The organism is Paenibacillus sp. JCM 9796 (assembly GCF_055379675.1).
The window spans coordinates 2,751,141-2,768,139 of sequence record NZ_AP043723.1 but is presented as its reverse complement, the minus strand read 5'-3'; the positions used below and the strand labels follow the sequence as shown (position 1 = coordinate 2,768,139).

The 16,999-nt window shown below is 53.7% G+C and carries 16 protein-coding genes; 14 read left to right on the top strand and 2 right to left on the bottom strand.

The genetic code is table 11. The features are described from left to right. Positions 1–224: 224 nt before the first annotated feature. Together ACZ439_RS13320 and ACZ439_RS13315 are read left to right on the top strand one after the other, a co-directional pair. Positions 225–1,508, top strand: a complete 1,284-nt coding sequence (locus ACZ439_RS13320; protein WP_127605324.1) for an adenylosuccinate synthase — start codon at positions 225–227, stop codon at positions 1,506–1,508. A gap of 226 nt (positions 1,509–1,734) precedes the next feature. Beyond that, complete coding sequence (locus tag ACZ439_RS13315) at positions 1,735–2,418, top strand: hypothetical protein (protein WP_054796115.1); 684 nt, start codon at positions 1,735–1,737, stop codon at positions 2,416–2,418. 46 nt (positions 2,419–2,464) lie between these two features. On the opposite strand, the gene ACZ439_RS13310 is transcribed toward ACZ439_RS13315, so the two are convergent. Beyond that, positions 2,465–2,725 (bottom strand): hypothetical protein, encoded by a 261-nt coding sequence (locus ACZ439_RS13310; RefSeq protein WP_054796116.1) that lies wholly within the window; start codon positions 2,723–2,725, stop codon positions 2,465–2,467. Positions 2,726–3,190: 465 nt separating this feature from the next. On the opposite strand from ACZ439_RS13310, the gene ACZ439_RS13305 reads away from it, so the two are divergent. The 6 genes from ACZ439_RS13305 to ACZ439_RS13280 all read left to right on the top strand — a co-directional run bounded on the left by ACZ439_RS13305 (position 3,191) and on the right by ACZ439_RS13280 (position 10,306). After that, the gene (locus tag ACZ439_RS13305) at positions 3,191–4,645 is read left to right on the top strand and encodes a peptidoglycan DD-metalloendopeptidase family protein (protein WP_230876273.1); all 1,455 of its coding nucleotides are present in this window, start codon (positions 3,191–3,193) and stop codon (positions 4,643–4,645) included. Between the two features lie 153 nt (positions 4,646–4,798). After that, positions 4,799–5,527: a response regulator YycF gene (gene yycF, locus ACZ439_RS13300; RefSeq protein WP_054796117.1), complete on the top strand. Its 729-nt coding sequence runs from the start codon at positions 4,799–4,801 to the stop codon at positions 5,525–5,527. A 25-nt stretch (positions 5,528–5,552) separates the two neighbouring features. Continuing rightward, the gene (walK, locus tag ACZ439_RS13295) at positions 5,553–7,400 is read left to right on the top strand and encodes a cell wall metabolism sensor histidine kinase WalK (protein ID WP_464621093.1); all 1,848 of its coding nucleotides are present in this window, start codon (positions 5,553–5,555) and stop codon (positions 7,398–7,400) included. Further along, positions 7,397–8,686 (top strand): YycH family regulatory protein, encoded by a 1,290-nt coding sequence (locus ACZ439_RS13290; RefSeq protein WP_054799221.1) that lies wholly within the window; start codon positions 7,397–7,399, stop codon positions 8,684–8,686. Before walK ends, ACZ439_RS13290 begins: the two co-directional genes overlap by 4 nt. Before the next feature lie 34 nt (positions 8,687–8,720). Beyond that, on the top strand, positions 8,721–9,464 hold the full coding sequence (gene yycI / locus ACZ439_RS13285; RefSeq protein WP_127605314.1) for a two-component system regulatory protein YycI: 744 nt from the start codon (positions 8,721–8,723) through the stop codon (positions 9,462–9,464). 38 nt (positions 9,465–9,502) lie between these two features. Further along, on the top strand, positions 9,503–10,306 hold the full coding sequence (locus tag ACZ439_RS13280; protein WP_054796140.1) for an MBL fold metallo-hydrolase: 804 nt from the start codon (positions 9,503–9,505) through the stop codon (positions 10,304–10,306). A 60-nt stretch (positions 10,307–10,366) separates the two neighbouring features. Here ACZ439_RS13280 and ACZ439_RS13275 read toward each other — a convergent pair whose 3' ends face one another. Then, entirely contained in the window at positions 10,367–10,579 is a 213-nt protein-coding gene (locus tag ACZ439_RS13275; protein ID WP_054796118.1) for a hypothetical protein, read from the bottom strand. 173 nt (positions 10,580–10,752) lie between these two features. On the opposite strand from ACZ439_RS13275, the gene ACZ439_RS13270 reads away from it, so the two are divergent. The 6 genes from ACZ439_RS13270 (at position 10,753) to ACZ439_RS13245 (ending at position 16,971) form a co-directional block, all read left to right on the top strand. Beyond that, a complete protein-coding gene (locus ACZ439_RS13270) occupies positions 10,753–11,985 on the top strand; it encodes a S1C family serine protease (protein WP_464621092.1) in 1,233 nt (410 codons plus the stop codon). 237 nt (positions 11,986–12,222) lie between these two features. After that, positions 12,223–12,390, top strand: a complete 168-nt coding sequence (locus tag ACZ439_RS13265; RefSeq protein ID WP_127605308.1) for a CxxH/CxxC protein — start codon at positions 12,223–12,225, stop codon at positions 12,388–12,390. 464 nt (positions 12,391–12,854) lie between these two features. After that, positions 12,855–13,334, top strand: a complete 480-nt coding sequence (gene rlmH, locus ACZ439_RS13260) for a 23S rRNA (pseudouridine(1915)-N(3))-methyltransferase RlmH (protein ID WP_054796120.1) — start codon at positions 12,855–12,857, stop codon at positions 13,332–13,334. Positions 13,335–13,656: 322 nt separating this feature from the next. Then, positions 13,657–14,430 carry a TerC family protein gene (locus ACZ439_RS13255; RefSeq protein WP_430103331.1) on the top strand — a complete coding sequence of 258 codons (774 nt, stop codon included), beginning with the start codon at positions 13,657–13,659 and terminating at the stop codon, positions 14,428–14,430. Between the two features lie 564 nt (positions 14,431–14,994). Continuing rightward, complete coding sequence (locus ACZ439_RS13250) at positions 14,995–15,642, top strand: hypothetical protein (RefSeq protein ID WP_464621091.1); 648 nt, start codon at positions 14,995–14,997, stop codon at positions 15,640–15,642. 33 nt (positions 15,643–15,675) lie between these two features. Next, positions 15,676–16,971: a polysaccharide deacetylase family protein gene (locus ACZ439_RS13245; protein ID WP_464621090.1), complete on the top strand. Its 1,296-nt coding sequence runs from the start codon at positions 15,676–15,678 to the stop codon at positions 16,969–16,971. Positions 16,972–16,999 lie beyond the last annotated feature (28 nt).

Sequence of the window (16,999 nt, the reverse complement as noted above, 5' to 3'; positions counted from 1 at the left end):
AGGCCCAGGCCGTAAACCGGCATGATGCGGTCTGAAGCCGAATAGGAGCAGGCAGGAGTATGAACTGTTGGCTGCTTGGTGAACATTTTCCGAACGTTGTATTCTGAGTATACGAAATCGTTCGTTTTTATTGACTTTGGTTTAGTGTACTGCTAAACTAGTCATGGTGTCATGCGCCTTCAGGGCAAATCATAGGTGGTTTCCACCTCACGGGGGTAGTGCGAATGTCAACGGTAGTGGTTGTCGGAACCCAATGGGGAGACGAAGGAAAAGGAAAAATTACCGATTTTCTGGCAGAATCTGCAGAGGTCGTAGCTCGTTACCAAGGCGGTAACAACGCGGGGCATACGATTATTATTAACGATAAGAAATATAAGTTGACGATGATTCCGTCGGGTATTTTTTATCAAGATAAAGTTTGCGTAATCGGCAATGGCATGGTGATTAACCCGGGCGCGCTGCTCGAGGAAATTCAATATATTCATGATAATGGGTTCTCAACGAAAAACTTGCGCCTCAGCGATCGTGCGCATGTGATTATGCCCTACCACCTGCTGCTTGACGGTCTGGAAGAAGAGCGCAAGGGCGATAATAAAATTGGAACGACCCGTAAAGGGATCGGCCCATGTTATATGGATAAAGCAGCGCGGAACGGCATCCGGATCGCGGATCTGCTCGATGCGGAGGAATTCGAACGCAAGGTTCGCCTTCTCGTTGCGGAGAAAAATGTATTGATCGAACAAGTTTACGGCTCCAAAGGCCTCGATGCCGATTCGATCGTCCAGGAGTATCTCGGCTACGCCGAGAAGCTGCGTCCGTACGTCACGGACACCTCCGTCGTGCTGAACGATTTGATCGACGCCGACAAGAAGGTGCTGTTCGAGGGCGCCCAAGGCGTTATGCTCGACATCGACCAAGGCACATATCCGTTCGTGACTTCGTCCAATCCGTCGGCAGGCGGCGTATGTATCGGTTCCGGTGTCGGTCCGACCAAGATTCATCAAGTTATCGGCGTGGCGAAATCGTACACGACTCGCGTCGGCGACGGTCCTTTCCCGACAGAGCTGAACAACGAGATCGGCGACTGGATTCGCGAGAAGGGCCATGAATACGGCACGGTAACCGGCCGTCCGCGTCGCGTCGGCTGGTTCGACAGCGTCGTCGTGCGTCATGCGCGCCGGGTGAGCGGCATCACCGGCTTGTCCTTGAACTCGCTGGATGTGCTGGCTGGACTTGAAACGGTGAAAATTTGTACGGCGTACAAATACCGCGGCGAGGTGATCGAGCATTACCCGGCCAGTCTGAAGATGCTGGCGGAATGCGAAGCGGTATACGAAGAGCTGCCGGGCTGGAACGAAGACTTGTCCGCCGTACGCAGCTTGGATGAACTGCCGACGAATGCGCGCCGTTACATCGAGCGTGTTTCCGAGCTGACCGGCATCCCGATCGCGATCTTCTCTGTAGGCCGCAACCGGGAGCAAACGAACCTGGTTACCCCGATTTATTAAGTCGAAGAAGGAACGGGCGAATAGCGGCCCGTTCCTTTGTTTTTTATCTCGATCTATTCGGTTGTCGCCTCGATTTCCGCCCCACGACCAGAGGATGTTATCTTTCTTAGAAAAACAGGAGAGGTTCAACAGCTCAGTTTCTGTACGCAATCCGGTTGGTTTCCCAGAAAAAGGTCAATACTAGAGCTTAGAGACCTGCTATGGGCGCGAATGGGAGTGAGCTGAATTGAAAGGGTTAAAGTGGTTGATGAAATTGGCGGTTACGGCTGCGGTGACCTCCATATGCTGTGTGGCATTAACGTTTATGGCCGTAAACACGTATGTCGATCTGGTGCTGGAGCAGCTGCACATCCAGCGTCCGGCGACGGCGAAGATAGGGTGGGGGTCGTTCTTCAACCGGTTCGCGACAACCGTGGGGTTCGGCGCGGGCGGCGGAACGAACGTGATGGCTGTGGATGAGCCAAAGGATGCGGCCGTATCGGCGAACGTGAACCCGGATTCGACGGAAACGGGCTCGAAGGAGAACCAATCCGGTTTACCTAGCGCCGGCAAAGCGGAACGGACCGATCCGTACCGGGTACCGGAGGATGCGGTTGCGGTTTGGGGACAGCAATCGGTCAAGGAGCTGGAGGGCGTGTCCGGAGACGAATCGGGCGCTGCGGAAGACCGGAAAGTCGTCGTGTCGAGCGAGGAGTTCACGAAGAAGAAGGAGCAGCTGTCGGAGGCGGATAAGGCCAAAGTATTCTCGCTGCTTGTTTCGCGCATTCCTCAGCAGGACATGCAGACGATTTCGCAGCTCATGGAGGACGGCTTGACCGCAGCCGAAATCAAGGAGCTGGAACAGCTGCTGCAAAAGCATTTGAAACCCGAGGAATACCGCGATTTGCTGGCCCTCATACAGACGCCCTGACCGCTTCTTGAAAAGCGTCAGGGCGTTTTTCTTCGTTATGCCGTTCTTACAGGATTCCACCGAAGCGGCTGATGGTATCTTCGGCCTGTCTTCGTCGTGACGATTCGACAAGGAGCTGCAAGAGCCCCTCGTCTTGCCCGCCGGAGAGGCCGGATTGAAAGGAGTCTCCGGCCCATTCCGGGTACGCATGATCGCTCCCGGCACCGTTCGGGCACATCATAAGATGGATGACGCCTTGCTTGCGAAGCGCGTCCGCCGCTTGCTCCATCTCGCTCCGGCTGCGGAACGCCGCTGTTAAAGTTTCCATCGCTTACCTTCACACTCCTGCCATGATTCCCTCTTGAAAATTGACATAGTATGCAGTTTTGTTGAAAAAGGTAGAGTCCTTGTGGTAAATTTATTAGTGTTGTTAATATGGATATGGTTATTGTTCCAATTTTAGGTGTTTTTATGTGCAGGTCGTAAGCAAACCTAAGTTGAAGCGGTGCGGTTTGAAGTTCACGCGCCGATTGTCAACTAGAGAGTCCCGAGAACAGTATTTGTTCAGAGATACCATGGGTATAGGTTCTCTTAAAGGGAGTACGGCGCTTTCCGGCTCTTCAGGGCAAAGAAAGCGACGATGGTTCGAATGCGGCAAAAAACGGCTTAAAAGGAGAAAAAGATGACAGTTTTCAAGGGAAAGGATCGGTTCAAGAACCTTTTGGACAAGCTTCGGACAAAGGGCTCCGGGAGTCGGTCAAGCAGCTTGACTGAGGACTCTAGGACGAAACCAATGGATCACGACGCCAAGCAAACGCACGTTACGATAAAAGAACGCATCCGTCTACATAAATGGTTGGTCGTCAAGTCGGCCGCTGCTTTCGGATTCATGATCGCGGTGGTCTGGAGCGGACATCAGTACGTACAAGCCAGTGTGGTTGATTACTATGAAGTATATGCGAACGGGGATTCGGTCGGGGCTGTCTCCGATCCGGCCAAGGTCGAACAATTCAAGCAAGCGAAGCGAGATCAGTTGACGAAGATGACATCGGATGTCAGAGTTGTCGTCAACGAGCCTAGGATTGAATTAAAGCGTGAAAAGGCTTTCAACAAACAGCCCGACGATCAGGCGGCGCTGGATCGATTGAATCCCTATTTCACGGCGTATCCAGTCGGCGTACAGCTGTTGGTGGACGGCAAGCCGATGGGGGTGTTGAAGGACGAAGCGGCGGCCAAGCAGCTGCTGGAACAGTTGAAAGCGAACGCCGTCAGCGCGCTTAGCCAGAAGAAAGAGTCCGGCAAAGTCGGCATACTATCGGCTGATGCGAAACAGGCTCCGGTGCAAACGGAGCTGCTGAAGGCCGATTTCGTGCAGCAGGTGGACCTGAAGGAGATCAAGATCGATCCGGATGAGCTAACCCCTCCCGACGAGCTTCGGAAGAAGCTGGAAACCGGCGACGTGCAGCCGACGAAATATACGGTGGAGGAAGGCGACTGCGTCTCCTGCATTGCGAAGAAGCTGAATATTCCGAAGCAGGTTATTTATCAGAATAACCCTACGATTTCGAACGATATGATCAAGGTAGGCCAGCAGCTCGACCTGACGGTGCTGCAGCCGACGCTGGCCGTGCGTACGGTGGAGAAAGTCGTTGAAAATCAAGAGATTCAGTACGAAACGGAATATGTGCAGGACGATAGTATGAAGCTCGGTATAACCGAGACGATAGCTGCCGGCAGGAACGGGATGAAGAAAGTAACCGTGCAGCTCACCAAGGTGAACGGCATGCTGGAAGAGGAAGAGGTTCTTAGCGAGGATATTGTACAAAATCCGGTCAAAGCGGTCGTTAAACGGGGAACGAAAGTCATTAAAGGCGAGGGTACGGGCAAGTTTGCCTGGCCGGTCGTTTCCGCTTCAATCACGAGCACGTTCGGTACCCGGTGGGGCGCTTTCCACAAAGGAATCGATATTACGGGAAATAAGAACATTCTGGCGGCGGATAACGGCAAAGTCGTGGCGGCCGGCACGAAGAGCGATTACGGCAATTATATTATTATCGATCATTTGAACGGATACCGTACCTTGTATGGCCATATGAGCAAATTGTTAGTCACCAAGGGCGCGATTGTCGAGAAGGGCGAAAAAATCGGCATTATGGGCAGTACGGGAGATTCGACCGGGGTCCATTTGCATTTTGAAATTCAGAAGAATGAATCGCCGCAAAATCCGCTGAAGTTTTTGAACCGTTAGTGGGGGAAAGTTGCGACCAGACAGAAATCGGGGGCATGGAAGGTGCAGGAAATACTGCGCCTCCATGTCTCTTTTTGCTTAGAGTTATGCTAAAATAGGTAGAATAGATACCTAGCTCAACAAGATCGCATGAGACAGGCGGTGAAGGATTCGATGGCGAAAATACTGGTGGTTGACGACGAGCAGCCGATTGCTGATATTTTGAAGTTTAACCTGGAAAAGGAAGGTCATGAGGTAATTCTCGCTTATGACGGAGGCACCGCGGTGGAATTGGCCTATTCGGAGGAACCGGACTTGATTTTGCTTGACTTGATGCTGCCGGTGAAGGATGGCATGGACGTGTGCCGCGATGTGCGGGCGAAGCTGAACACGCCGATCATTATGCTGACAGCCAAAGACAACGAAATCGATAAAGTGCTCGGTCTGGAGCTCGGAGCCGACGACTATGTGACGAAGCCGTTCGGCACGCGCGAGCTGTTGGCCCGGGTGAAGGCGCATCTACGTAGACAGCAGAAGGCGGCGATGGTTAGCGCCAATGCGCCTGAGGAGGCGGTCCGTCAAGGGCTGCGTATCCAAAGCTTGTTTATCGATACCGACATGTATGTCGTTTATAAAGATGAAGTGCCGCTCGACCTGACCCACCGGGAATTCGAGCTCGTGCAGTACTTGGCCCGCAACAGCGGCAAAGTGATGACGCGCGAGCATTTGCTGCAAGCGGTCTGGGGGTTCGAATACTTCGGCGACGTACGAACGGTCGATGTTACGATTCGTCGGCTGCGGGAGAAGCTGGAGGATGACCCGAGCCGGCCGGAATATATCATCACCCGCCGGGGGCTCGGTTATATGATGCGGAACTCGAAGTCCGGCGCAGGCGGGTATTAAACGTGGACGGACGGTGCTGCGGCCGATGAAGAGCATCCGTTTTTTTCAATCCATTCAGGCGAAGCTGATTATTATCTACGTGCTGTTGATCCTGATTGCGATGCAGCTGATCGGGGTTTATTTTATCCAGACGCTGGAAGGGTCGCTGAAGAAGGATTTTATCGATAACCGTAACGCGCAGGCGCTGCTGCTGGCTCAATATGCCGAAGGGTATTTGTTGGAGAGTCAGAATCAGGAGGCCGGCAAGGCAAGCGACAGGGAACCGAAGCGAACGTATACGGACTTGAATCAGGTGGTGAACAGCTTGTTCGCGAGCGGACAAGCGGAGATTCAAGTGATCGATGCGAATGGCGTGGTGCTGACGACGTCGCACGAAGACAACCAATCCGTCGTGGGGAGTAAAAACACGCAAACGGAAGTGACGCGGGCGCTGCAGGGCATTAAGGACAACCAGCGCATGTTTACGGATCTTGACGGCGCGCGTAAGCTGGTCATTGCAAAGCCGATCGGTTCGGGCGCCAAAATCTATGGCGCGGTTTACATTATCGCCTCGATGGAAGAGGTTTATAACACGATGAACCGGATTACCCGGTTTTTCATCTCCGGGACGTTAATCGCGCTCGGGTTGACGGCGGTGCTCGGCGTCATCCTGTCGGCCACGATCACGAATCCGATCAAGGCGCTGACGAAGCAAGCAACCGCGGTGGCGGACGGGCGATTCGACGAGAAGGTGCGCATTATGGGGCAGGACGAGCTCGGACAGCTCGGACAGACGTTTAACTTCATGATGGAGCGGCTGCAGGAAGCTCTTACGATGAACGAGGAAGAGAAGGAGAAGCTAGCGTCGATCTTATCCAACATGAACGACGGTTTGGTCGCTTCCGACGACCAAGGCCGTGTGATCGTCATTAATCGGCGCGCGAAGCAGATCTTGAAGGTCAATGAAGACACGACGCTAGGGATGCCCCTGGCCGAGCTGCTCGGCATTACGCCGGACATCGTGCGCCAGTTGGAGGCGAGCGAGGATCATTCAACGACGCTGCAGTTCGTTCACGAGGAGGAGGATCCGCTCTTCGTACGCGTGACCTACACAACGCTCCACAGCAAGGGACGCGGTGCAGCCGGTACGATCGCCGTGCTGCAGGACGTGACGGGGCAGGAGAAGCTGGAGCAAATCCGCCGCGAATTCGTAGCCAACGTCTCGCATGAGCTGCGGACGCCGCTGACGACGATTAAAAGCTACCTGGAAGCGCTCGAGGACGGGGCGCTTGATGAGCCGCAGCTGGCGGGCAAGTTCGTCAATGTGGCGCACAACGAGACCGAGCGCATGATCCGGCTTGTTAACGATCTGCTGCAGCTGTCCAGACTTGATTCCAGGCAGGTCATGATTACGAAGGAGCTGACCGACGTGACGGACATGCTGGAAGAAGTGGCCGATCGCTTCTCGTTTCAGCTGGAGCAGCGCAATATTGCGATTACGATTCAGGTGGAGCCGGACGTTCGCAGCATTATGCTCGATCGGGACAGAATCGAACAAGTGCTCGACAATCTCATCTCCAATTCGATCAAGTATACCCCGGAGGGCGGACACATTCATATTCATGCCGGCTGTCCGGAGCGGGAGCGTCTCGAGGTGTCGGTGTCGGACGACGGCATCGGCATTCCGCGTAAGGATTTGAACCGGATTTTCGAACGGTTTTATCGGGTGGACAAAGCCCGTTCGCGTGCGATGGGCGGGACGGGACTCGGTCTATCGATTGCCCGGGAAATAGTAAAAGCGCACGGCGGCGCGATTCAGCTTGATTCTGAGCTCGGTCAAGGGACCAAAGTGACCTTCACACTCCCTTACCTGCAAGAGGAGGCAGCCGGATGATGGAGAAATTGAAGACAGCGGCTCTGACGCTGCTCGTCATGCTAAGCTTGCTGCAAAGCTATCTGCTCGCCTACAGTTACCCGCAGCCGGAACAGCCGGTCATTCAGGAAGAATATGTGAAGACAGAGATGCTTGGCACGCAGGTGTCGCTCGATGAGATGCTGTTCCCCGATCATATCGTCGTTCATCTCGGCAACCAGCAGCATACGGTATTTTATCCGCAAACCGAGCCGTATACCGAAATTTTCGATACGGTCAAGCAGCGCAATTTAGAGGGCTTCCGCAAAAACAACCTCAGCGCGCTCGGCATGAATTGGGACGATGTTGCGGCCAAGCGGCCCGGTGTGGAGATCCGGTTTCGCGACGGACTGCCGCTGAATGTGCTGCAGCGCATCATGCAAATCAAGGGCGATTTGCCGCCGGATAACGATGTGATCACGCGGATTTGGATTTTCGCCCAGAATGAGAACGAAGTACGTACGATACTGTTTACGGATACGACGAATTTGATATACGAGGCGACCAAGGCCGATTTTACGACGAAAGATATTGAGGAGCGTTTCCTGGGTGCGGTCGGTACCGCCATTCCGTACAAGCCGTTCAACGGCAGCCTTTATTTGCCGCAAAAGCCGATCCCGATGACGGCTTATACGATGCCCTACACGCAGCTTACGGTCGATCAGTTAAAACGGACGTTCTTCGTCGACCCGGCGGTAACGCGAAACTTGATGGAGCGGGACGGCTCGGAAATTTATACCGATTCCAAGCGGGGGCTGCAGTTAAAGAGCGAGCAGCACTGGATGACCTACTCCGACCCGGTGGCGCCGTCTACGGACAACAAAATCGACTTCCTCGGCAACCTGCTGGCCGCCGTCCAGTTCATTAACCAGCACGGCGGATGGAATGGTACGTATGGCGTACAGAAGGTGCCGGAGCGTTTGCTGCCGGGCAGTCAATCGTACCTGTTCCGTCAATATTACGGGGCGTACCCGTTGATTAATCCGCGGAACGAGAATTTCGGGTTTATCAAGATTACGCTGCAAAAGGATATTGTCTCCGGCTACGAGCGTTCGACCCTTACGCCGGAGACGCGCAGCGTGACCCGGCGGGAGCTGGAGCTGGTTGGCGGCGAGGCGCTCGATGCCAAGCTGGAGCAATATACGAAGAAGTCGCAGATCGTCGCCTTGTTCCCGGCTTATCGGCCTGTAATTACGGACAAGTCGCTCGAATTGATGCCGGTGTGGGCGATGGAGCTGTACGACGGCACGTATGAGTTTCTGGAGTAGCGGACGATGACGCTAAGGAGAGGAGGGAAGGCGGATGGATTGGGGCCGGGCCAAGACGATACTGATTTTATCCTTTTTGCTGCTGAATGTGATTCTGGCGGTTCAGCTTGGCACGAGCCGATCCGATCTGCTGGAACTTGGGGGAAATCCGGAAGCGCAGGCGGCAGAGGAGCTGCAGCGGCTGTTGAAGCTGAACAATATTCAAGTGCCCGCAGACATTCCGAAGGAAGTGCCGAAGCTGCGGGAGATTGTGGCGCGGTTCGACGAGCATTATACGCCGGATCAGCCGATTCCGCTGGCGTCGCCGTTCAAGTTCGACCCGCTGATCAACAAGGGCACGTTCAAGGATATGCTGGCCAAAACCGGCATCGCGTACACGGAGTCGTACCAGTTCGACCCGGCTATGAGCCGAGGCGGTACATACGTCTTCCATCAGCTGTACGGTACGCTGCCGATGTTCGAGGTGCAGCTCGAGCTGTATGAGAAGAACGGCATTGTCAACGCGTACCGCCAAGGGTTCGTGGAAGTGCAGGCGGAGGGAAGTCAGAAGGAGCAGAATGTCATCTCGCCGTATATTGCGCTGCGGAGCCTCATTGAGAATCATCTGCAGCCGGGGGCGGTCATTACGGGCGTACGGCTCGGGTACCACGGCCAAGTGTATAACTCGCAGACCTTGTATATGGTGCCGACGTGGCGGGTGTCGCTGAGCAATGGCGATTTGTATTTCATTCATGCGATTAACGGTGCGGTGGAGCCGCCGCAGAATAAAAAATCATAAGCTTGAAACGTTGGCAAACATGGGTTAGGAGCAGGGAAATGGGAATACGGTTTACGGTTCTGGGGAGCGGTTCGACGGGCAATGCGACGGTTGTCGCGACGGAAGAAGGCAAGGTGCTGATCGATGCCGGCTTGAGCGCCAAGAAGATCGATCAGCTCATGAAGGAGCGGGACATGTCGCTGTCGGAGATCGACGCTATTCTGGTCACGCATGAGCATGCGGATCATATTAAGGGTTTGGGCGCTGTGGCGCGGAAATATAATTTGCCTGTATATGCAAATGAGAAGACGTGGTCTGAGCTTGACCGCCATATCGGCGAAATCGCGGAGGCGAACCGGTGCGTGATGCAAACCGGCGAGGTGCGCGAATTCGGCTCGCTGCAGGTGGAATCGTACGGCATCTCGCATGATGCGGCCGAGCCGGTCGGGTATTGCTTTTATCACGAGGAAGAGAAATTGAGCGTGGCCACCGACCTTGGCTACATGAGCTCGAAGGTGAAGGAGAAAATTCAAGACAGCGACGTGCTCGTGCTGGAATCGAATCACGACATCGAGATGCTGCGGATGGGCCGATATCCGTGGAATATTAAGCGGCGCATCCTCAGCGACGTCGGGCACTTGTCGAACGAAGCGGCTGGCCATGCGCTGCTGGATGTGATGACAGAGCGGACGAAACGGGTCTACTTGGCCCATTTAAGCCGTGATCACAATCTGATGGATTTGGCCAGGCTGACCGTGAATAACATAGTAGAGGACCGACTGGCGCCGGATGACCACCGTCCCAAGCTGATGGATACGTACCACGACCGTGCGACGGCGTGGGATCGGCTGCGCGAGGAGTAGATGCTTCTGGACGCCAGCGGTTATGGCGGACCTTGCGGTCAGGTGAGGGGGAGCTATTAGCTATTCGGAGCCGGGAAGGCCGGCCGCATCCTGCTTCTCGAGGGCATGGGCCTTGTCGGTCAGTTCCTGCAAGGTTAAGAGTCCCTTCTCTTGAAGCAGCTCCATTAGGGCGCTTAGCAGCAGTGTGCTGCGGTATTGATGGTCTTGAAGGTCGGCCAGCTTGCCGATCCACGCGATTTCGTCGAGATGGGAATGAATACGGTTCGTTGTCATTGGAATCATCCTTCCTGAGCAGGAATGGTTATGATTCTATTCTAGTCTCGTTCGGGCGAAACTATTCCTAGTATTTCCATTTTTCAGAGTGCTAGATTATCGGGTACACTTTAGAAGTAACCATCAGGAAGGGCCGCACAGCAGGTCACTGGCGGACCAAGGGGGCAGCGACGGTGAGTTTATTTGATGACGATTTTTATTCCACGAAAATGTCCCGCAGGGAAGCGTGGCGTTTGCCAAAAAGCGGTCCGTTCGGACTTCCGGTGTGGATGCTCCCGGCTGCCGGCGGCGCCTTTGTGACGCTGGCTATCGTCCTGGCGTTCTACGCCGGAGAAGCGCAGCCGCAGGCTGAAGCAGTCGCCGCTATGGCCGTGACGCCACCCGGCGGGGCGGTGAGGCCGGATATGGCCGGCGAGCGTCAGGCGAGCGATATGGTGGTCGGCGCTGCGGCGAAAGTGTGGCCGGCCGTCGTAAGCATTCTGGGCTCCACTGCGGAAGGCGAGCAGGGAGCGGACGCTGCGGTTCCGGGCCGGGGGCCGATGGGGCTCGGTTCGGGCGTCATTTTCGCTCGGGCGGGCGATAAGGTGCGGGTTGTTACGAACAATCACGTTGTCGATGGGTTTACGCAGCTCGATGTCATTACGTTGACGGGTGAGAAGCGCAAGGCGACCTTGGTCGGCCGCGATCAAATTACCGATCTCGCTGTGCTCGAAATGGAAGGCAACGGGATTAAGGAAATCGCGGAGTTCGGCGATTCGGACGCCCTGCAGCCGGGGGAGACGGCGATTGCCGTCGGTAACCCGCTTGGGCTTGGCTACGCGCCGACCGTGACAAAGGGCATTATCAGCTGGCCGAAGCGTACGATCCCGGTTTCGCTAGGACGGGAAGGCGAGTTCGACTGGGAGATGGACGTGATTCAAACGGATGCGGCCATTAACCACGGAAACAGCGGGGGCGCGCTCGTCAATCTCGACGGCAAGGTGGTCGGCATCAACACGTTGAAGGTAGCGGACATGGGCGTGGAAGGGCTCGGCTTCGCCATCCCGATTAATGAAGCCAAGTCGATTATCGAAACGCTCATTAAGGAGCATCGGATCAAGCGGCCATATATTGGCGTCGTGACGCAGGATTTGCAGGCATTCAAGGGGACGGAAGAGCTGAAGCTGCCCAAGGACGTGAAACAGGGCGTACTCGTCATCGATGTGACCGGACCGGCGAAGAGTGCGGGGCTGAAGAGCAGCGATGTTATCGTCGAGCTCGACGGCAAGCCGGTTGACAGCACGCTGTCGCTGCGCAAATACATGTATAGCGCGAAGAAGGTCGGCGAGAAGCTGTCGATCACGTATTACCGCAGCGGCAAGAAGCACACGGTATCGGTGACGTTGGAGGAGCTGAAGGAGCGCTAAGGACGACTTGGGCAGCTGGACCCTCTGCCTTGGGAGGGTTCCTCCTTCGTGCGGGACGTAGAGGGAAGCAGGGAGCGGAAGCGTGCGGAGCCGGGTGACATTTTCGCCGGAGTCCGGCGTTCGTCTGTTGTGAGTTGGGCCCGATTGGGGTAAACTAGTAATACAGTTTCAATACGGGTGCGGGGATGATTGTGGCGGCGCTCGTATGATTAGGGAAGAGAAAAAGGGGTTTCGTGGATGCATGTGGTTTGTAAGGAACACTTAGAGCTTGCGATCGATATGTTCGTGGATGAGTATGAGGATGCGCCGGATATCGTGGACTTGGAACAAGTGAAGTTCAGCGAATGGCAGGCGCCGGAGCACTGCGAACGATGCTCCGGTCCGGGGCGGTTCTTAGTCGTATAGGGAAGTTACGGGGAGAGGGTCGGAAGGTCGACCTTCTTTTTTGTTGCACGTGGAACTTTTTGGGGGCTGTCGGGATGCAGGGTGCATGGGAAGACGGGAAGCGGGAATGAAGGTGCATGCGGTGATGGGTAGGAAGAAGAGCGTGGGAAGAGCAGGAGGGTCCGGGAAGAGCAGAGGAGATTAGGATGAGTAGGGAAGCTGGGGCAGCAGTTATAGTGAGGGAACTGGAGCAGTTGGTGAGGTGGGAGCGGGAAAGGGAAAAAAGCGGGAAAACGAGGGAAAGTAGGAGACCGGGGGACCAGGGGACCAGGAGACTAGGACACCAGGAGACTAGGGGGCCAGGAAAAACCAGGCTAACCAGGTATACCAGGTAAACTGGGCAACCTAGGAAATCAGTGATAACAAGATTAGAAAACCCGAGGAAGCTAGAAGTATAGTAAACGTGAAAGCGGTGGATTAGGCGGATGAACATCCAGATTGTGGCCGTAGGCAAGTTAAAGGAAGCGTACTTGGTGCAGGGCATTGCGGAATATGTGAAGCGGCTCGGGCCTTACGCGAAGATGCACCTGGTGGAGGTGCCCGACGAGAAGGCACCGGAATCGATGAGCGCCGCCGAAGAGGCGCAGGTCAAGCATCGCGAAGGCGAGCGATTGCTCGCGCAATTGCGCAGCGATGCGTTCGTCGTGGCGCTAGCCATCGACGGACGTGCGCTGTCGAGCGAGGAGCTCTCGCGGCAGCTGCAGGATCTGGCCACGTACGGGCGCAGCCACGTGGCGTTCGTGATCGGGGGCTCGCTGGGCTTAGCCCCCGAGGTGTTGGCGCGCGCCGACCTGAAGCTGTCGTTCGGGCGCATGACCTTGCCCCACCAGCTGATGCGGCTCGTGCTGGTGGAGCAAGTGTATCGCGCGTTTAAGATCGCGCGCGGTGAACCGTATCATAAGTAACGGCAAGTTTTTTCCTGCTTTTCTTTAGCTTCAGGTCAGGATATCTCTCAATTGAGTGACGGTAGGAATCATCGATCTGATTAGAATGTTCTTTATACGATTAATAAAATGAAATGAGACATTACTTGACAGCTTCAAAGTGGTATATTATAGTCGGACAAGCTAATAAGAAAAGGCATTTACTTCAAGGTCTTGAGGAGAGTGAAAAGGAGTAACGGTACAATCAAAGCCGTGAACACGGGGAAATCCTAGGCTCTATTGAACTTAGGTTGTAAGCGACAACTTTGTCATCACCATTCTTACATAGAGAGGAGAAGTGCTGTTGGATTCACTTTGGTTGGAGTATGCATGGGCATTACTGATTCTTATTGGATTGGAAGGTTTGCTATCGGCGGATAATGCCCTTGTTCTGGCGGTTATCGCGAAGCATTTACCGGAGGACCAGAAGAAGAAAGCCATCAATTATGGGATCATTATGGCTTTTGTTTTTCGCTTCGCCGCTCTGTTTGCGATATCGTTTATTGCGAACGTCTGGCAAATACAGGCGATCGGAGCAGCTTATCTTCTATACCTTGGGTTAAAGCACATAATCAAAGCGCGTTTCGGCAAGGAAAACGAGAACATCCGTGAGGACATAAAAAAAGATGCTACAGGAAAAGGCTTCTGGCCAACCGTAGGAAAAATTGCTCTTGCGGATCTCGCCTTTGCGATTGATTCCATTCTTGCTGCAGTAGCTCTAGCACTTGGTCTCCCGGACTCACCGCTTCGTGACTTCGGCGGTATGGACGGAGGACAATTCATCGTTGTTGTGCTTGGTGGAATCGCTGGGCTCGTCCTAATCAAATACGCGGCTACTTGGTTTGTAAAGCTGCTTGCTCAGCGTCCAGCACTGGAGACCACGGCTTACGCGATCGTGGCATGGGTCGGTGTGAAGCTCGCTGTGATTACCCTGGCCCATGAAGATATTGGTGTGTTAGGTCATCATTTCCCGCATAGCACAGGCTGGACCCTTATCTTCTATGGTGTGTTGGTTGCGATCGCCCTTCTCGGTTGGTTTGCGCCTGCGAAAAAACATTCACAGGCTGATCAGCTCTAGGTTCAACATCCAGACAGTCCTTCATAGCTGACAAGTGGCCATCCCCTAAGGACAGCCCCATTTTGCATTTTGATTTTAGCTGCTGCTACTAAGGAGTAATTAACGACGTTTAAGGCGTTCAGGTGAACCATCCATTGTAGGATGGCCCTAAAACTTGCCGTTAAAGACAGTGCGGAGAACCGTACCATAAATGAGGCGAAACTTTGGATTTCTTTGGCTAGTGCGATTAGCCCACTTTAGATACTCTAAAGCAAAATGGAGACCGGGCGGAGTAAGCCTTCCGTCTCCATTCTTATTTCCAACTCCCTAATTTTTATGGATCTAGCGAGATAGCGTTGATATCCTCCTATACTACCGCTCCTTTTAGCCTAGAAATAGGCATAAATCGGTACTTTAGACCCGCATATAAATTTGGAAAACTCATCTATAATTAAGGAAACTTTTTTCGATATTAATCGATATTTTCTCAGAAAAGGTGAGTTGTCTATGTTTTCTCCTTTCCAAAAGAAGAAGAATGGCCTTGAGGAGCAACAATCGCGAGGGGATCGCGGCATAAGGAGGGACTTGGAAGAACCACAGGAGGAAGTGTCGGTAAATTCAGCTAAATCCGAGGCGAGTGAAGAGCCTTCAGGCTCTATTATGATAAATAAGGCCCATATGGACAAAAGGTCGCTCGATCTGGTATTCGCCGTAGAGCAGATGATTAAGGCCAAGCAGCATGTCGAAATGAGCCACAACGATTTGCAGGATCGGCTAAGCCATTCGAACGGACAAATTGATCGATTGAACAGGGACTTGAAGAACCTGGGCAAGGTCATCGAGGAGCGCGAGAAGAGCATCCAGGAGCTGGAGCAGAGACTGGCCGATAAGAATCTGAAGGTCGACCAGATGATGGAAGACTACCGAGAGCTCCATTCCACCTTGTCTGGTGAGATCGAGGAGCTTAAAAGCGTGATTGAGCTCGAACGCCAGAACTATGCGGGCTTGCTTCAGAAGCACAACGAGACGACTGCCGATAAGAACAAGAGAATCAGCGAGCTTGAAGAGAAGAACGGGAGGCTTGAAGCCGAGCTCTCCCAAATGAAACAGAAATTCGATGCCCTTCGTCAGGAGAAGACGCATCTCCTTAATATTGTAAATGATTTTACTAACCGGCTAACGTCTCCATTTGCACCGAATGCAGGCCCGATTGATGGAGCTTCAACCGATTAAGGTCATGTCGGGATTGAGAAGAGAAGGACGAAGATGGGTATGGAGACATACAGTACACAGGTGATGGAGCTGCTGTCGCTTGGGAAGACCTCCGATGGTGTAAACCAAATCAAGGTCGTCGTTACCCAAGAGGACAGGCAAGCTACATATGTGATCGATATAGACGAGTTTACGTTTCTTGGGCTTGAAGCGTTGAGGCCATTGAATGGAAACAGGATTCGACTCTCTCCCTACTCCAAGTGGGATCCTTACCGAAATACCTTTTATAGTGCCATAATCAGAACCACAGGCGTCTCCCGGGATACGCTGTATTTTCCATGCAGCGAAGAATACATAAGTCAGATAAAGCGGATCAGGCAAACAGACCTTCCGCCCGTTCCGATGGACGAGGGAGGGCAGGATGGCGGGGTAGAGAAATTCGCTCAGCGCCGATCCCAATTCCTACGCCGATTCTCTGCACGCGTGCCGAGGATAGCGAATCTACTCCCGGTTATGGTCGGCTTGCTGGCTTTTCTATCTATCGCTTCCGGGGGCAAGGACGATTCCGTACGTATACTTAGCGAGCAAATCGGCGTAGCGAAGGCAGTGGTAACAACGGATGATTCGAATGAACCGATTGTTCCCGCATCCATTAGTGATATGCACAAGGGCGATATCTCACATGCGGCTGTCGTGGCAGACCAAACAGCCCTAACACAAGCCTCGATTCAGCCCAACGTCAATCAGGCGCAGATAGACTTTGAAGTCATCGACATCGATGAAGAGAAGAAGTTCTTCGGGTTGCCGGAGAAATATGTCGCCTTAACCTTCGATGATGGGCCCTCCCCGTTCACGAAGAATATCGTGGACATTCTGACGGAGCACAAGGTGGCGGCGACATTTCTATTCGTAGGGAAGAATGCGGAACGCAATCCGGATGCCGTTACCTATACGAGCGAGCATGGAATGTCGATCGGGAATCATTCCTGGGATCACAGTGTACTGACGAAAGCCGCCCCTCAGGATCAGAGTGAAAATTTGTCGAAGACAAGCAGCGTTGTCGAATCCCTAACGCATACTGCCGTTACTTTGTTCCGCCCCCCATACGGTGCGGTTAACGATGAACTTGTCTCCGCGGCCAGGAAGCAGAATATGAAGATCCTCCTGTGGAATCGAGATCCGGAGGACTGGAATGCGAAGAAGCCAGAGGACATCATTCGATACTTCCATCAGGTCGAAGCTGCTGGGGGCGTATACGTGCTGCATGAAGACAAGAACACGGTGGAGGCGCTTCCAGATATTATAAAATACTTAAAAGGAAAAAACTTAACGTTCGTCGCCTTCAAATAAAATATACCAAAGTGATAGATAGTACAGA